Origin of the sequence: Buchnera aphidicola (Anoecia oenotherae), assembly GCF_005080765.1 — a bacterium.
GTDB classification, from domain to species: Bacteria; Pseudomonadota; Gammaproteobacteria; order Enterobacterales; family Enterobacteriaceae; genus Buchnera_E; species Buchnera_E aphidicola_AB.
Genome location: NZ_CP033012.1, coordinates 110,176 through 128,624 on the forward strand (window position 1 = coordinate 110,176; position 18,449 = coordinate 128,624).

An 18,449-nucleotide genomic window follows, 5' to 3' on the forward strand; every position below is an offset into this window, starting at 1 on the left:
TATATCATTTTAATCTACTATAATACAATTGTCTTTTTTAAAATAAAAGTACTAATTATTTTCTTTTATTTTCTATTTACATACTTAAATATAGATTTTTAACTATAAAATATTATTTATATTGTATTTATAATTTAAAATATTAAATTAAAGAATTTTGTACTTAAAATTATTAAAAATTAGTAAACGTTATTTCTATATATGTTTAAAATATGTACTATATATTTTAATATTATACACCAAAGTTTTTATTTAATAAAAAATTAACTTCATATATACAGTTAAAATCTTTAACATAAAAGTTAAATTAATTAAATATAAAATACCTACATATATTTTATTAAATTTTAAAAAACTACTTTAATATCATCAAATTAAATTAACAAACTTTAAATTCTTAGCTTTTCATTTTTTCACAAACAAAGTTTGTATATTAATTTATAACAAATAATGTAAATATTATTTCAAAAAATAATTTTGTAATTTTTTATTTTAAGTAATTTACTTAAGAACTACTTAATATAACAAAAATTTATATACTTATAATATTCAATATTAAATTTTTTAATAAAAACATATGGTAAAAATAATTTACTTTTTTAAGTGTATTTAATTAATTAAAAATAATTTTATGAATAATGCTAAACGGTTCAAAATAATAAATATTTTAAATACTAAAAATCCTTTTCCAAAATCAGAATTAAACTTTAATTCTGATTTTGAACTATTGATTTCTGTCATGCTTTCAGCTCAAACTAAAGATCATAGCGTAAATAATATTACTAATATTTTATATCCTATCGCAAATACACCCGAAAAATTTATTAAGTTAGGAATTTTTAAATTAAAAAATTACTTAAAAAATATCGGATTATATAACAAAAAGGCAGAAAATATCATTAATATATCTAAAATATTCATTAAAAAAAAATGGAGATTTGTTCCTAATAAAAGATCTTTTTTAGAATCTCTTCCAGGAGTAGGAAGAAAAACAACAAATGTCATATTAAGTACTTTATATAAAATAAATACTATAGCTGTAGATACACATGTATTTAGAGTATCAAATAGAAGTCACTTTGCACTAGGAAAAAATGTAAAAATAGTTGAAAAAAAACTCATGAAAGTTGTTCCAAAAAAATACATTCATAAAATACACCATTGGTTTGTACTTCATGGCCGTTATGTTTGTAAGTCTAAAAATCCTATATGTAATCAATGCTGTATTAAATACTATTGTGAATATGAAAAAAATAAATAAATTTATTGTATTTAAATTTTTTATATCAAATATATATATATTTTAATATTAGAAATATATTGAAATATTAGTGATATTTTTCTTGATACGATAAATTTGTGCATATTTATGCCAAAATTAATACACACGTTCACACATATTTCTATATTACATTTCGTCGGAATAAATATGATCATTATAGAAGTAATATTATTTTTACCAATTAAAACTACATTTTTTTACTACTGTCATCCTTATTTAAACCCTAAAATAGGTTCTAGAGTATATGTTCCTTTTAAAAACAAAAAATTAATTGGAATTATATCTAAAATTTATTTTAAAAAAGATAAAAAAACTAATTATAATATAAAATATATAATAAAAATTTTAGATACAAAATATGCAATAAGTAACAAAATAATTAATTTATTACATTGGACAGCTAAATATTATCACTGTCCTATAGGAATATTAACATTCAATATACTCCCAAAGTTATACAATAAAAAAAAAATTTTGATTTTTATTGGAAAATAACCACAAAAGGAAAAAATTTTAATTCAAATAATTTAAAAAATGCTCCTAAACAAAAATATGCTATATCTATATTAAAAAAAAATGTCGTAAAAAAAAATGATTACTCTAACCATAAAATATATGAAAGTATTTTTTACAAACTAAAAAGAAAAGGTTTATGTACTCTACATATAAAAAATTATAATTTATACATATGGAAAAATAAATTAAATAAACAATATATATATATAAAATTAAACGAAATTACAAAATTAATTTTAAGTAAAATCTTAACTAGCAATTTAAACTATAAAATAATAGCATTAATTGGAATGAATTTTTTTTTAAAAATAGAAACATATTTAAAAATACTAAAACTAGTAACAACAAAAAAAAAACAAACTTTAATTTTAACTCCAAATGTAAACACTTTATTTCAAATAAAGTATTTTTTAAAAAAAAAGAATAATATTCCAATAGATGTATATCATTCAAAACTAAATAATAAACAAAAATGCTATATTTTAGAAAAAGCTAAAATCATTAAAAATATAATTATCATTTCTACAGCAAATGGTATTTTTATTCCTTTTTGTAGACTAGGCTTAATTATAATAGATCAAGAAAACAGTACTGAATATATAAAACAAAAACCGTGTTATTACAATACAAAATTTATAGCTATTATTAGAGCTTATCAAGAAAATATTCCTATAATTCTTGAATCTATAACTCCAGATTTACTTACTTTAAAAAAATTACATTCTAAAAAATATTTATATTTTAATTTGTACAAAAAAAATATTAAATATGTAAAAAATACTACTAATATTATAGACATGAAAAAATCAAAATGTTATGGAATTTTTTCAACTGAAATTATAAAAAAAATATACTCTTCTTTAAAAAATCAAAAAACAACAATACTTATTATTGCAAAAAAAATGATTTTTTTCTCTGTACTAATATGCTTACATTGTTCACTAATTATGAAATGCAGTACTTGTAATAATTTTTATAAATTGAATACCCTAAAAGAAGAATTATTTTGTCATAATTGTTTTTCTATTATAAAACAATTTGTAAAATGTATGTACTGTCAATCTTACTGTTTACATATTTTAAATATAAATAGAAAAAACATAAATAAATTGTTAAATATCACTTTCAAAAAAATAAGATTTTTATTTTTTAACTTAATAGATGACAATTGTACAACAAAAAACTATTTAAACATTCTTAATTTAACTAAAAATAGCCCTAGAATAATTCTAATGTCAGATTCATTAGAAAATTTAACTTTTATTTCAAATATTAAAAATATTGTTTTTTTTAATCTAGACTATTATTTCTACTACTATAAATTTCGTGCTATGGAATTTTTTAGTCATGCGTATATTAATTGCACATATAACGTTTCTGCTAAATTAAAAAAAACAAATACATTTATTCCAACATACTTTTCTAAAAATCACTCACTTAATATATTAGTGTATAAAGGTTTTTATTCATTTATTAATAATTTACTAAAATTAAGAAAGTATAATATACTACCACCGTATACAACACATATTATATTAAAAATAACAAGCAATTTTTCAAAAAACGTACAATATGCAATATCGTTAATAAATAGTTTAATTAAGAATAATTTTAAAATACCGAATGGTTCCCTTCTAATAATGCCGTGTACAATGTTTTCAATTAATAAATTTACACAACAACATTCTTCTTCTATACTTTTACAATATTATTGCAAAAACTTTTTAAATAAAATATTAAATTTTATTCTTCAATCAACAAAAAAAATTTTTTTACGTTATAAAATCAAAATCCTTATTATAGTAGATCCTGTAAACTATTAACAAACTTATTTTTTAAATATATATAACTAATTAAAAAAAATTTAGTCATTAAATTAATTAAACTCATTATCAATAGATAAAAATAATACAACTATACGATTTTCTGATAAGATTATATCTTATATATTATTATATATAATGGTAATTAGTTACTAATTCACGTTTAAACTATCAAATAAAATAAATATCTATATTATAGGAACTTTCTGTGCAAATAAATAAACTATTACAAGAACTAAAAAATAGAGGATTAATTTCTAAAATAGCTCATGAAAAAGAATTAATTCAAAACCTATCAAGTAATCATTCTTTCAAAATATACTGTGGATTTGATCCAACTGCTGATAGTCTTCATGTCGGCCATTTACTTCCTATGTTATGCATTAAATATTTTCAAATTATAAAATGTATTCCTATAATTTTAATTGGAGGAGCAACTAGTATTATAGGAGATCCGAGTTTTAAAGATAAAGAAAGACGTTTTAATTTTAAAACTGAAACAAAAAATCTATGGGAAAAAAAAATTACTAAACAACTTATTACATTTTTTAAAATAAAAAACAAAAAAAATACAATTAAAGTTTTAAATAACTTTAATTGGATAAATAATATTAATATTATAGACTTTTTAAGTATTATTGGAAAACAATTTTCAGTAAATAAAATGATAAAAAAAGAATCTGTTAAACAACGAATTACGAAATCAAAGTCAGGAATTTCTTTTACGGAATTTTCTTATAGTTTACTACAATCATATGATTTTTTATGGTTGTTTAAAAACTATAAAGTAATCCTGCAAATAGGAGGTTCAGATCAATGGGGGAATATCACTTCTGGAATTCATCTAATTAAAAATTTATATAAAAAGAACGTTTCCGGAATAACTGTTCCTCTACTTCTTCAATCTAACGGTAAAAAATTTGGAAAAACAGAAAAAGAAACTATTTGGTTAAATGAAAAAAAAACTACTCCTTATAAATTTTATCAGTTTTGGTTGAATACACAAGATAAGTACATAATAAACTTTCTAAAATTATTTACATTAATAAATTTGCATAAAATAAATAAAATAGAAGAAAAATTTATGTATAAAAAAGTAGTTTTAAAAATAAAAAAAATATTAGCAAGTTATATTACTAGGTTAATACACGGAAAACATAGGTTATTATCAGCACAACGCATCACCAACTACTTATTTTCTGACTCTTTTTTAGAAGTTTTTAAAACTGATTTTCAACAATTAAAAATTGACGGAATCCCATCTACATTAGTTTCCAAAGAAACTAATTTACAAAAAGCATTATTAATTTCTAAATTATCCTCTTCTAAACGTCAATCTAGATATTTAATAAAAAATAAATCTATTAGAATAAACAAGAAGCTACAAAAAGATATTCACTATAAATTTTCTAAAAATGATAAAATTTTTAATAAATATACAATTTTAAGTAAAGGAAAAAGAAACCATTGTTTATTATTTTGGAACAAATAATTTTTTATTAAAATATTTTTATAAAATTAAAATATTTTATATAAAAAAAACTATATAGTAAAACTTTCTCCACATCCACAACGGTGTAATTCTTTAGCATTATAAAAAGTAAAATTTCTATTTATTCCATTTTTAATATAATCAATAGTAATTCCATCTAAAAATTTAACATCTTTTTTTAATACATAAATACTCATATTTTTATGCATAAAGATTATATGATTATTATCATTACTTTTAGAATACACTTCTATTCCATAACGAAAACCAGCACATCCAGATTTTTTTAAAAAAAATTGTATATTTTTCTCTTTATTATTACATAATAAACGATATATTTGTATTTTTGCATTATTAGTTATAATTATCCCCGACCAATTTCCATATTTAGGAATAAAAATACTTGTTTCATTAAATATCATTTTTTACCTTTTTTTTATAAAATACTTATATAATTAAATACATAAATACTAAATTACTAAAAATAAAATATTATTTATAACTTTTTTTTGTGAATAGAAGAAATTTTCTTTATTTATATATAAATTTATTATTAATAACTTTAAATAAAACATATGTAAATTTTTTTTTATAGATTTATATCTATAACATTTAAAATAAAAAATATAAATTGTTTACTTTATATATATATATTTTAAAACAAATCGATCTAAAAATATTGCGTATAATTTTATTTTTTTTATTAAAATTATTTAAATTTTAAATTATTTATTATATAAAATTAATGAATTTATACTTCTTGTACTTTAATAAATTTTAAAAATATAAAATTATTTATAATCATCAATATACTATAAAACATATCTTCTGTATTAATATTATAAAAATAATAATACTTATATATTCTTCATTAATATAAAAATAAAAAATTACGTCACTAAACACTCATTTAATATCATAATAATATGTAAACTATAAATTTTATAGTAATAAATTTTTATATAAATTATTAACATGTATTAAAAACAGATTATCCAATTACTAATTGGAAAAACTAAATTTAGTTGTTAATAATTATTAATTATACATCTATAAAAACAAAATAGATAAAAATTAAACTAATTTATACAGATAGTTTATTAACTTTAAACTATATTGCTTAATGCAATTAAAAATTATTCAAAAAAATAAAAATATATTGTTATAATATATTATTATTTTTTAAATATTTATTTTCCTAAATCTGTTAAAAACAATAATACGTTACTATATATACCATTTATATATATAACTATTTATCTTTTACCTTTAATTCACTTAATTAAATTAATATAATTGTTTATTTGAAAAAAAAATTAAAATTTAATTCTATTTTTTATTTATTAATAAAATTAAACTAATATTACTTATTTAAAAAATGTTATATATTTCTATATAAAAAATTAAAACTATTGTAATAAAATAATTATCTATAATAATAACTTAATGTACTACTATCATAAATTGTAAAACATATTCTATATTTAATATTTTAAAAGTATATATATATTACTTATATTACACTTATCTTAGAGATAAATATGAAAAAAACAGATGAACTACGTACTATACGAATTGATCCATTAATAACTCCAGCTGAGTTAGCTAAACGTTATACTATAACTTCATCTATTATGGACAATGTTATACAAACTCGAAAAAATATTGCTAATATTATTAGAGGAAAAGATAAACGACTATTAGTCATTATCGGACCATGTTCTCTACACGATCCTATAGCAGCAATCGAATATGCTACAAACCTTTATAAATTAAGAAAAAAATTTCGTGATAGATTAGAAATAGTCATGAGAACATATTTTGAAAAACCTAGAACTGTTGTAGGCTGGAAAGGATTAATTTCTGATCCTTATCTTGACGGAACTATGAAAGTTAACGAAGGATTAAGTATTGCTCGAAAATTATTACTTGATATAAATTCTTTAGGTATGCCAGCTGCTACAGAGTTCTTAGATATGGTTATAGGACAATTTATTGCCGACTTAATTAGTTGGGGAGCAATAGGAGCAAGAACAACAGAAAGTCAAATTCATCGAGAAATGGCTTCAGCTTTGTCTTGTCCAGTAGGATTCAAAAATGGAACAGATGGTAACATACGAATAGCTATCGATGCTATTCGTGCTACACAAGTTAAACATCTTTTTTTAGCTCCAAACAAACATGGTCAAATGAGTATTAATCATACTAGCGGAAACCCATTCGGGCACCTTATTATGCGAGGTGGAATAATGCCTAATTATCATTCCGAAAACATTGCGCAAGCAGTTAAATATTTAAAAAAGTTTAATTTACCAGAACACTTAATGATAGATTTTAGTCACGGTAACTGTCTAAAACAACATTTAAGACAAATTGACGTATGCGAATCAGTAACTAGACAAATAAAAACCGGCTCAACATCTATAGCAGGTGTCATGATTGAAAGTTTTTTAAAGGAAGGATCTCAACCTCTACAGCCGAAAAGCCAATTGGTATATGGAAAATCTATTACTGATCCATGTCTAAATTGGAAAAATAGCGAACTTATTATAAATAAACTAGCGGAATCAGTTGATAGTCGTTTTTAATAATAAAACCAGTCAATTTTTTAAATATTGACTGGTTTTTCATATAAACTAAATACTTATATATTTCTATATAAAATTTGTTTTTTTTAATACAAAACTAAACATTTAAATTTTATAATTTAACATATTTAAAAATTATTTTTTTTACTTTTTATACTATTTTTATAATCATATGAAATATTTATTTCATATAATAACTATATCTCTTTCATTAAGGATGAAAGATGCCTACTATTATTTTTTTTGATAAGAAAAAAAAGATATATAACAATCCTATTTCTATTAAAGAACTAATTAAAGATTATAATAAAAAAATTTATCACATATGTATAGCTGCTTTTATAAACAATAATATAAAAGATTTAAATCATCTCATTATAGAAGATTCTACTGTCAAGTTTATTACAATCTATGATCCAGAATCAATTTTTATAATACGAAATTCCTGTTTACAATTACTCACTTACGCAATAAAAAAATTATGGATAGATTCTAAAATAGCTGAAGGAAATATAACCAAAAATGGTTTTTTTTGTGATATAGAATTAAAAAAATTTTTAACTAAAAGTGATATCATTACTATTGAAAACAAAATGAAAAAAATTCTAAAAAATGGTTATGATATAAAAAGAAAAAAAATACAAGTAAAAAAAGCTATAGAGCTATTTACCGTAATTAAAGAAAGCTATAAAGTTAAGATATTAAAAAATATTAGTAAAAAAGATAAAAAAATTAATTTGTACTATCATGAATCTTATTTCGATATAGCTTTATCCCCTCAAGTACCAAATATACAATTTTGTAATCATTTTAAAATTCAAAAAATTTCTGGAGCTTATTGGAAGGGAAATAAACAAAATAAAATGCTTCAAAGAATATCTGTTACAGCATGGGAATCAAATAAAAAACTACAACAATTTTTGCAAAAAATTATTTTTTTAAAAAAAAGAGACCATAGAAAAATAAACAAAAGATTAAATTTATATCACATTCAAAAAGAATCCCCCGGAATGGTCTTTTGGCATAATAACGGATTTATTATCTATAAGGAACTAAAAACATTTATTCGTCTTAAACTAAAAAAATATTTTTATGAAGAAGTTCATACACCTATTATAATTAATCAATCTATGTGGGAAAAAAGCGGTCATCTAGATTACTATAAAGAATCTATGTTTACTACTTCTTCTGAAAATCGAAAATATTGTTTAAAACCTATGAATTGTCCAGCTCACGTTCAAATATTTAATAGAAAACTAGTTTCATATAAAAATTTACCTATTAGACTATCTGAGTTCGGATGTTGTCATCGAAACGAATCTTCAGGCTCACTACACGGACTACTGAGAATTAGAAGTTTTACTCAAGATGATGCTCATATTTTTTGTAGCATTGATCAAATACAATCAGAAATTAATAATTGTATTAAAATGATGTTTGATGTCTATAATATTTTTAAATTTAAAAAAATAAACGTTAATTTTTCTACACGTCCAAAAAACCGAATTGGGAATGATTTAATTTGGGATCAAGCGGAAAATGATTTAAAATCCGTACTAAACTCTAATAATATCAATTATCATCACAATATAGGAGAAGGTGCTTTTTATGGACCAAAAATAGAGTTTACTTTACAAGATTCATTAGATAGACTATGGCAATGCGGAACAATACAACTAGATTTTTATTTACCACAACGATTAAATGCAAACTATATAGATAAAAATAATAAAAAGAAACATCCAGTAATTATTCATCGAGCTATATTAGGATCCATCGAACGTTTTATAGGAATTTTGCTAGAAGAATATGCAGGAAAATTACCAACTTGGTTATCTCCAGTTCAAGTAGTTTTACTAACGGTTCACGATAAAAATTCAAAATATGCTTATTCTTTAGAAAAAAAATTAATACAATTAAACGTAAGAACAAAATGTGATACTAGAAATGAAAACATTAGCACTAAAATTAAAGAACATATAGTATGTTATACTCCTTATATAATAATTATCGGAGATAAAGAAGAATATTCTTCTACTATTACAGTAAGAACACGATTAGGAAAAAATATAAAAAATATATGTTTTAACAATTTTATTAATGCTTTAATTAAAGAGATTACAACTTATTCTAACACTGGATTGGAGGTATAAAATATTAAAGTTATAAAAAAACCCACATTAAAACGTCCTAATCGAATTAATAACGAAATAAGGGCTAAAGAAGTACGTCTTTCAGACGTTGCAGGAAAACCTATTGGAATAGTAAGCTTAAAAACAGCTTTACTTCAAGCCGAAAAAGTTAATATGGATTTAGTTGAAATAAGCCCTAATGCTAATCCTCCAGTTTGTAAAATCATGAATTATGGAAAATTCCTGTATAAAAAAAATAAATCTTATAAAGAACAAAAAAAAAGACAAAAAACCATACAAATAAAAGAAGTAAAATTTCGTCCAAGTACAGACATTGGTGACTATAATGTGAAATTACGAAATTTAATTCGATTTCTAAACGAAGGAAATAAAGTAAAAATAACCTTACGTTTTAGGGGTAGGGAAATGGCTCACCAAGAAATTGGGCTAAATCTTTTACAAAAAGTTAAAAACGATTTATGTCATTTATCGATAGTTGATTTTTTTCCTTCTAAAATAGAAGGAAGACAAATGATTATGTTTCTTTCTCCTAAAAAATAAACTTTAACTTTAGAGTTAAAATTTTAAATAACGTAGTTTACTACTTATTATTTAATACAAGATACAAATACTATGCAAAAAATAAAAACTATACGCAGTGTCTCTAAAAGATTTAAAAAAACAGCTTCTGGAAAATTTAAAAGAAAAAAATCAAATCTTCAACATATTTTAACAAAAAAAACAACTAATTATAAACGAAAAATTAGATCTAAATCAATAGTTTCTAAAAGTGATGTCTCTAAAATAAAATTTTGCTTACCTTATATTTAACTTTTTAAATATAAAATATTTAAACTTTACTAATAAAAAAAGGAAGATATTTATGGTTCACGTAAAACGTGGAACTACTTCAAGTGCCCGACATAAAAAAATACTAAAAAAAGCTAAAGGATACTATGGAGCTAGATCTAAAGTTTATCGAGTTGCAAATCAAGCTGTAATAAAAGCAGGACAATATTCTTATAGAGATCGTCGACAAAAAAAACGACAATTTAGAAAACTATGGATTATTCGAATTAATGCTGCTGTTCGCAGTAATAATATTTCTTACAATAAATTTGTATTTGGATTAAAAAATTCTGGTATAAATTTAAATAGAAAAATTTTATCAGAAATATCAATCAATGATCCTTTAACTTTTAAAAAAATAGTAAAACAATCTCAAACAATAATAAATTAATCTAATTTATTTAAACATATGTTATAAAAAAAGTTTTTTCAAAAAAATCTTATATTATATAAAATATTTTTATACATAAAAAATCTCTTTTAAAGAATTTGTGTTCTACAACACAAAATGTATAACTTATCCTATAAATACTAATTTTTAATTTTTTTAAAAAATAAAAAGCTTCCTTTTTGGAAGCTTTTAACTCATAAACTATACTATATGTTTAATGATTTTAATCAATTAAACAGGAACTGTACTATAATGCTAAAATTAGTTATTTTAATTAAAAAAGCTATACGCTCATTTAAAAACGCAAAGACAGTGCTTCATTTAGAAAATTCTAGAATATTTTTCTTAGGAAAAAAAGGAGAAGTTACAAAATATATACATATATTATTATCTCTTCCCTTAAAACAAAGAAAAAAAAAGTTTATTATAATAAATAAATCAAAAAATATAATGTTAAAACTAATAAAAATAAAAAAAGAAAAATTGAATTTAAATCAAATGATTTTAAAAATGAAACAAGAAAACATAGATGTTTCTTTACCTGGAACAAGAATTAATAATGGAGCATTTCATCCTATTACAGAGTCAATTAACATTATTAAAAATTTTTTTTTCAAATTAGGATTTAATACTGCTTCAGGACCTGAAGTAGAAGATGATTATCATAATTTTGATGCTTTAAATATATGGAAACATCATCCGTCTAGAACTAGTCAAGATACTTTTTGGTTTAATTCTAAAAAATTACTAAGAACTCAAACATCTAGTTCTCAAATACGAATTATGAAAAAAAATAAACCACCAATTAGAACTATCGTTCCAGGAAAAGTATATAGAAATGATTTTGATCGAACACATTCTCCAATGTTTCATCAAATAGAAGGTATTATTATAGAAGAACACATTAACTTCGCTAACTTAAAATGGTTAATGAACGAATTTCTCTGTTTTTTTTTTCAAAAAAAAGCTAATATTAAATTTAGGAACTCATATTTTCCATTTACTGTAATATCAGCGGAAATAGATATACAAACTCATAACACAAAATGGCTAGAAGTACTAGGTTGCGGAATGATACATCCAGACATTTTAAATAAATCTGGGATTAATTCAAAAAAATACACAGGATGTGCTTTTGGATTAGGAGTAGAAAGAATTACTATGTTAAAATATGGAATAGATGACTTACGTTCTTTTTTTGAAAATAATCTTCAATTTCTTCAACAATTTAAATAAAATAGGATATTTTATGAAATTTAGCGAATCTTGGTTTCGAGAATGGATCGATCCTAAAATAAATACATCTACTCTTTGTAATCAGCTAACAGAAATAGGATTTGAAGCAAATATATATAACCCTCTTTTTTTTAATACTTTTCATAATATTATTACAGGAAAAATTATAAACGAATTAAAAATAAAAAAAAAAAGTAAATTAAATTTTTTTACTGTTGATATTGGTTCAAATAAATCAATTATTGTATATGGTATATTAGATACTACATCTATCGGAAAAATAGTAGCAATAGCAACAGAAAAATCTATATTACCTAACAAATTAGTGATAAAAAAAACACTAATTACTAAAAATATTTATTCAGAAGGAAAAATTTGCACTTTTTTAGATTTAGGAATTAACATCTCACAAAAAGAAGTTATTGAAATATCTTCTAAATATCCACTTGGACTAGATATAAAAGAATTTTTTTCACATTTTTTTCCAATAATTAATATATCCAGTACACCTAATCGTTCGTATGGACTAAGCTTATTAACTTTAGCAAAAGAAATAGCTGTAGTAAATAATTTAAAATTACCATTTATTAAAATAAAACATACAACAAAAAATCAAAAAAACAAGATAAATATAAAAATAGAAGAAAATTTACAACATCTTGTAACATATTGTGGAAGAAAAATTAAAAATATAAATTTAAAAAAAGAAACTCCATATTGGCTAAAAGAAAGACTTAGATTTGCTGAAATTTTACCTGGAAAAAATATTCTAGATAATATTATTAACTATGTTTATATTGAATTAGGACAACCAGTTCATATTATAGATTCTTCTCTAATAAAAAATGAATTATTTATTAGGCATCCAAAAGAAAAAGAAATAAAAAATTTATATACAAAAAAAAATTTTATTCTTTCAAAAACATCTATAGTCGTATCTAATACTGAAAAAATATTATCATTAGGAAATAATTTAAACGAAAAAATATTTCATATGCAAAAAAAATCTAGAAATATATTTATAGGATCTATCTTTTTAAAACCATATTCTTCATTTCATAATTTAAACAAAAATAGTATCTGTTTACAAAATAACTATCGCATATATGAATATAGCACCGATTACGGATTACAAACTAAATTAATTGACTATACTAGTTCCTTAATAGTTCATTTATGTGACGGTATTGAACAATCAATAAATTTAAGCAATAACGATACAATTTATCACGAATGTATTAAAATAAACATACAATTAAAAAATTTTAATAGATTATTAGGCTGTAATATACAAAAAAATGTTATCTTCAAAATTTTACAAAAAATAGGATATGAAATATTTGAAAATAATAAAACAATAACCGTTATAGTTCCAAACTGGCGATATGATGTAAAAATAGAGGAGCATGTAATAGAAGATTTTTTACGAATATACGGATATAAAAAAATTGATTATTTACCTATAAAAAATTACACTAATAATAGCAAAAAAAACAATACAAAATTTGATTTATGCAGAATTAAATATCTTTTGATAGATAAAGGATATTATGAAATAATTACTTATGGATTTGTTAATCCTAACATACAAAACCTTTTTTTTACAAAAAATAATTACTTAACAATAAAAAATCCTATTTCTAAAGAATTATCTTCTATGAGACAATCAATATGGATGGGATTATTATCTTCGATGGAATACAATCAAAATCGCCAAAATAATTCTCTACGATTTTTTGAAAGCGGAATTTGTTTTATAAAAGAAAAAACAAAAGAATTAAAAATAAAAGAAATCCACGTCCTCTCTGGAGCCATCAATGGATTATTCTATCCTACTAACTGGGATGGTAAAAATAGAATGTGTAATTTTTATGACTTAAAAGGAGATGTAGAATCTGTTTTAGAATTATGTGTTAATATAAAAAAAATAGAATTTATACCTGCTTGCATCACTGGATTACATACTGGAAAAAGTGCTTATATATACATAAATAAAACTATTATTGGAAAAATAGGAGAACTAGATCCTAAAATAAGTGAAAAATTTAATTTAAAAAATCCAACTATTTTATTTGAATTATTTTTAGATAAAATAAAAGAAAAAAAACCAAGAGTTATTCATTTAATATCTCCATTTCCTACTATTCAAAGAGATATATCTATAGTAATACCTATATTTACTTTATCCATGGATATCATCCAAACTTGTATGAAAATAGTAGATAATAATTTAACAAAAATAAATATAACTGATGTCTACTATGGAAATCAAATTCAAAACCAAAAAAAAAGCATATCAATAAGATTTATATTTCAACATTATAAAAAAACATATACCAATCACGAAATTGATTCTATTATTAATAATTGCATACATATTTTAGGACAGAAATATAAAGCTAGTCTTAGAAAATTATGAGATTATTCAATAAATTTAATAATTTTCTATAAACTTAAAACTAAAAAATTTATATTGCTTATAAATTTATGTATATTTAATTACAGTATATACATATAATTCAAATCTGTTTCTTATACCAAGAATATTTTATTTAATAATGTTAAATCTATAAAAGCCATAATATCACCTATAAATATCTATGTACTACATATGATTAAATATTTGCATTAAATATATATTGTTTAATTAAAAAAAATTTTAATATTTTATCTTTTTCAAAATATAAAAAGATCAATAACAATGTTGAAAACTATATTGCATAATACTTATTACAATTAAAACCATGATAATTAAATTTATATTTAAACTATTTACAGTACATATTTTTAAATTAATAATTAATATGCATAGTATCATTATATTTAATAAAAAATATAAATATATACTAAATTAATAATTAAATTAATAGTGTATATTTATACAATATTAATCGATAACTAATCTAATTTAGATAAATACTAAAACATATTAATATCTAATATTTTTAACGATTATTAAAAAAAATTTTTTAATTTTTAATTTTAAATTGATTTTAAAAAACCGTAAACAACTATATTATATATAATATACCGTTATTTAGTTAACAGTAAATTAAATATTATTCATATTTATAATTTTTAAAACTAGTAAATAATGAACTAGTTATTAATATTTAACATTAAAAATTAAAAATAAGAAAAATTAACTATACTATTTAAAAATATGAATATAGAATTTAAAAGAGATAATCTATTCGTCTTAACTTCTATGTTTTTATCATTTACTAACACTTTTTTAAAAAAATAATCTACAAAATTAGTTAATTTATGTAATAAAAAAAAGAAAGATTTATATTTTTCTTTATTTTTTAAAAAAATTTTTTTAGTTTTTATATAAATAAAAAACTTATATAAAACTCTTTCTTGCCTATCTCTTAATAAAAAAAAGTTGATTTTTTTTAAAAATAGAATACTATTTTTCTTTAATATTTTATCTAATCTTTTATATAAACTTATTAATTTAATAAAATATTTAGAATAATAGATATTACTTATAAAATTTATCTTATTATTAATACTAATAAGATTAGTATCCTGTCCAAAAAGAACAGAATTAATTACAGATTTATTATAATTTTTATTTGCATAAAAATAAAAAATTCTATTAAATAAAAAATTTTTTACTTTTATTATAATTTTATCATGTACTTTATTATGAACCTTATATAAAGAAACTGCAGTGTTTATTAAACTATCAAGTTTAATATCTATTTGTCTTTTTAATATAATTAAAATTAATCCTATCGCAGATCTCCTCATACCAAATGGATCTCCATTACTACTTACTCTACTGTTTGCAACAAACATTCCTACAAGCATATCTATTTTATCTGCAAGGGATAAATTACACGATGTATCACTATCAGGAACATCTTCTTCTTTATTGATGTTAAAATACTGTTCTTTTATAGCTAAAGCCACTTTTTTATTTTCTCCATCTAATAAAGCATATATACTACCTATTTTTCCTTGCATTTCTGGAAATTCCCTTACAATATTAGTTACTAAATCACATTTAGAAAGTTTAGCAGCTTGTATAGAAAGAATATTATTCTTGTTAGTTAATCTACAAATATATTTTACTAATTTAATTATTCTTTTACTTCTATCCAATAAAGAACCTAATGATGTATGAAAAATAATATTTTTTAAATCTAAAAAATATCTTTTTAAATTTTTTTTTCTGTCAATAGAAAAAAAAAACTTAGCATCTGAAAGTCTAGCAACTATTACTTTTTCATTACCATGAACTATACTATGTGAACATTTAGGAATAATATTAGAAATTAATAAAAATTTATTTATTAAATTATTATTTTTATCAAATATAGGAAAGAATTTTTGATCTCTTTCCATTATGTAGGTAATAATGCTAGAAGGAATGGATAAGAACTTCTTTGGAAAAGAAGCAACTAGCACTTCAGGCCATTCTACTAAAGAAGTTACTTCTTCTAATAATTTTTCAGAAATTTTAACAATACCACCAATTAAATTAGCTTGCTTTTTTAATTCATTTACAATTACATCTTTTCTAACATAATGGTCTACTAATACTTGCCCTTTAGTCTTTAAAATTGATGGATATTCTTTTGCTTCTATAACTGAAATTATTTTTTTGTTCATATAAAAATGTCCAAACGTCAGTCTATTGGACTTTATTCCAAAAACATTTACTAAAATATTTTTCTTATCTAACAAAACTAATATATTCCTAACAGGACGGATGAATTTTATATTTTTATTACTCCATCTCATTACAGTCGATTTTAAAGTTAATTTTTTTAGAGAAGATAAAACTATTTGTGAAAATATAAATTCTATATATTTATATATATCATTTTCTACATATGTATTGTTTATATATAATTTCTTATCACGTTTATTATAATTTTCTAAATCAGAATGAATATGCTGAACTTGTTTTTCATTTTCTTTAATTATTTTTTTACTCTTTAAAAAAAATGATGTCTTACTTATTTCCTGTTTTTTTTTTAAAACTATAGCAAAATCATCTATACCATTTACTTTTATAGCTAATCTTCTAGGAGAAGAAAACCATTCTACATTTTTATACTTAACTCTATAAAAAGTTAACTCATTAACTACTAATTTAGAAAATAATCTTGACAAACTAAATAAATTTTTCGCTGGTAATTCTTCAGTAATTAATTCTACTAATAATGTTTTTTTTTTCATTATTTTTCACTATTTTAAATACTTACGTAATCAGAGTACTGACTCTAAAAAAATAAATATTTGCTATTTTTTTTGAAAAACTTCGTATTTTTAAAATATAATTTTGCCTTTCTGTTACAGATATAACTTTCTTTGCATCCAATAAATTAAAATTGTGAATAGCATATAAAAGATTTTCATATGCAGGAATAATTAAAGGATTTTTTAAATTTAATAAACGTTCTGTCTCTTTTAAATAAATTTCGAATAAAGAAAATAAAGTATTAGTATCAGAATATTCAAAGTTATACATTGATTGTTCTTCTTCATTAACTAAAAATAATTCTTTATAAGTAAAGGATTTTTTGTTCTTAGATATATCCCACACTAAATCATATACATTGTCAATATTTTGTATATGCATGCATAATCGTTCCAAACCATAAGTAATTTCTACAGCAACTGGATCACATTCAACACCTCCTACTTGCTGAAAATAAGTAAACTGAAAAACTTCCATTCCATTAATCCATACTTCCCATCCAATACCTGAAGCACCTAAAGTAGGATTTTCCCAGTTATCTTCTACAAAACGTATATCTTGTTCTGTACTATGTATATTTAATTGTTTTAAAGAATTTAAAAACAAATCTTGAATATTATTTGGAGCAGGTTTTATTATAATTTGAAATTGATAATAACGCTGTAATCTGTTTGGATTTTTTCCAAATCTTCCATCAGAAGGACGACGAGACGATTGTACATATGCTCTAGAAAAATGTTTTTTTCCTATGCTATTAAAAAATGTTTCAGGGTGAAAAGTTCCCGCTCCTACTGGTATATCTAATTGTTCAATAATAATACAACCCTTACTACTCCAATATTGCTTTAAAACATTTATAATACTAATAAATGTAATATTTTTAAATAATTTCATTAAAAATCCAATGTTGTTTATTCTATTA

General features: G+C 21.0%; 14 protein-coding genes and 1 pseudogene. 12 read left to right on the top strand and 3 right to left on the bottom strand.

The genetic code is table 11. The features are described from left to right. Window positions 1–631: 631 nt before the first annotated feature. The 5 genes and pseudogenes from nth (at window position 632) to tyrS (ending at window position 5,113) form a co-directional block, all read left to right on the top strand. Window positions 632–1,261 (top strand): endonuclease III, encoded by a 630-nt coding sequence (gene nth / locus D9V65_RS00480; protein WP_158341636.1) that lies wholly within the window; start codon window positions 632–634, stop codon window positions 1,259–1,261. Between the two features lie 168 nt (window positions 1,262–1,429). Next, complete coding sequence (locus tag D9V65_RS00485) at window positions 1,430–1,777, top strand: hypothetical protein (protein ID WP_158341637.1); 348 nt, start codon at window positions 1,430–1,432, stop codon at window positions 1,775–1,777. Then, window positions 1,774–1,884: pseudogene (locus D9V65_RS02410) on the top strand (hypothetical protein); the annotation flags it as partial. The gene D9V65_RS00485 and the pseudogene D9V65_RS02410, both read left to right, overlap by 4 nt. A gap of 204 nt (window positions 1,885–2,088) precedes the next feature. Further along, entirely contained in the window at window positions 2,089–3,621 is a 1,533-nt protein-coding gene (locus tag D9V65_RS00490) for a hypothetical protein (protein WP_158341638.1), read from the top strand. A 208-nt stretch (window positions 3,622–3,829) separates the two neighbouring features. Beyond that, window positions 3,830–5,113: a tyrosine--tRNA ligase gene (gene tyrS, locus D9V65_RS00495; protein WP_158341639.1), complete on the top strand. Its 1,284-nt coding sequence runs from the start codon at window positions 3,830–3,832 to the stop codon at window positions 5,111–5,113. Window positions 5,114–5,163: 50 nt separating this feature from the next. On the opposite strand, the gene D9V65_RS00500 is transcribed toward tyrS, so the two are convergent. Then, entirely contained in the window at window positions 5,164–5,535 is a 372-nt protein-coding gene (locus tag D9V65_RS00500) for an iron-sulfur cluster assembly accessory protein (RefSeq protein WP_158341640.1), read from the bottom strand. A 1,119-nt stretch (window positions 5,536–6,654) separates the two neighbouring features. Here D9V65_RS00500 and D9V65_RS00505 point away from each other — a divergent pair. The 7 genes from D9V65_RS00505 to pheT all read left to right on the top strand — a co-directional run bounded on the left by D9V65_RS00505 (window position 6,655) and on the right by pheT (window position 14,728). Further along, window positions 6,655–7,701 (top strand): 3-deoxy-7-phosphoheptulonate synthase, encoded by a 1,047-nt coding sequence (locus tag D9V65_RS00505; RefSeq protein WP_158341641.1) that lies wholly within the window; start codon window positions 6,655–6,657, stop codon window positions 7,699–7,701. Between the two features lie 224 nt (window positions 7,702–7,925). Beyond that, window positions 7,926–9,854, top strand: a complete 1,929-nt coding sequence (thrS, locus tag D9V65_RS00510; RefSeq protein WP_158341642.1) for a threonine--tRNA ligase — start codon at window positions 7,926–7,928, stop codon at window positions 9,852–9,854. A gap of 3 nt (window positions 9,855–9,857) precedes the next feature. Further along, window positions 9,858–10,394: a translation initiation factor IF-3 gene (gene infC / locus D9V65_RS00515; protein ID WP_158341643.1), complete on the top strand. Its 537-nt coding sequence runs from the start codon at window positions 9,858–9,860 to the stop codon at window positions 10,392–10,394. Window positions 10,395–10,466: 72 nt separating this feature from the next. Beyond that, window positions 10,467–10,664, top strand: coding sequence for a 50S ribosomal protein L35 (gene rpmI, locus D9V65_RS00520; protein ID WP_158341644.1), 198 nt, complete (start codon window positions 10,467–10,469; stop codon window positions 10,662–10,664). A 52-nt stretch (window positions 10,665–10,716) separates the two neighbouring features. Next, entirely contained in the window at window positions 10,717–11,073 is a 357-nt protein-coding gene (gene rplT, locus D9V65_RS00525; RefSeq protein ID WP_158341645.1) for a 50S ribosomal protein L20, read from the top strand. 252 nt (window positions 11,074–11,325) lie between these two features. Continuing rightward, window positions 11,326–12,309 carry a phenylalanine--tRNA ligase subunit alpha gene (gene pheS, locus D9V65_RS00530; protein ID WP_158341646.1) on the top strand — a complete coding sequence of 328 codons (984 nt, stop codon included), beginning with the start codon at window positions 11,326–11,328 and terminating at the stop codon, window positions 12,307–12,309. Window positions 12,310–12,322: 13 nt separating this feature from the next. Further along, on the top strand, window positions 12,323–14,728 hold the full coding sequence (gene pheT / locus D9V65_RS00535; protein WP_187305764.1) for a phenylalanine--tRNA ligase subunit beta: 2,406 nt from the start codon (window positions 12,323–12,325) through the stop codon (window positions 14,726–14,728). Between the two features lie 707 nt (window positions 14,729–15,435). Here pheT and glyS read toward each other — a convergent pair. Beyond that, window positions 15,436–17,505, bottom strand: coding sequence for a glycine--tRNA ligase subunit beta (glyS, locus tag D9V65_RS00540; protein ID WP_158341648.1), 2,070 nt, complete (start codon window positions 17,503–17,505; stop codon window positions 15,436–15,438). 22 nt (window positions 17,506–17,527) lie between these two features. After that, window positions 17,528–18,421 (bottom strand): glycine--tRNA ligase subunit alpha, encoded by an 894-nt coding sequence (glyQ, locus tag D9V65_RS00545; RefSeq protein ID WP_158341649.1) that lies wholly within the window; start codon window positions 18,419–18,421, stop codon window positions 17,528–17,530. Window positions 18,422–18,449: the final 28 nt, after the last annotated feature.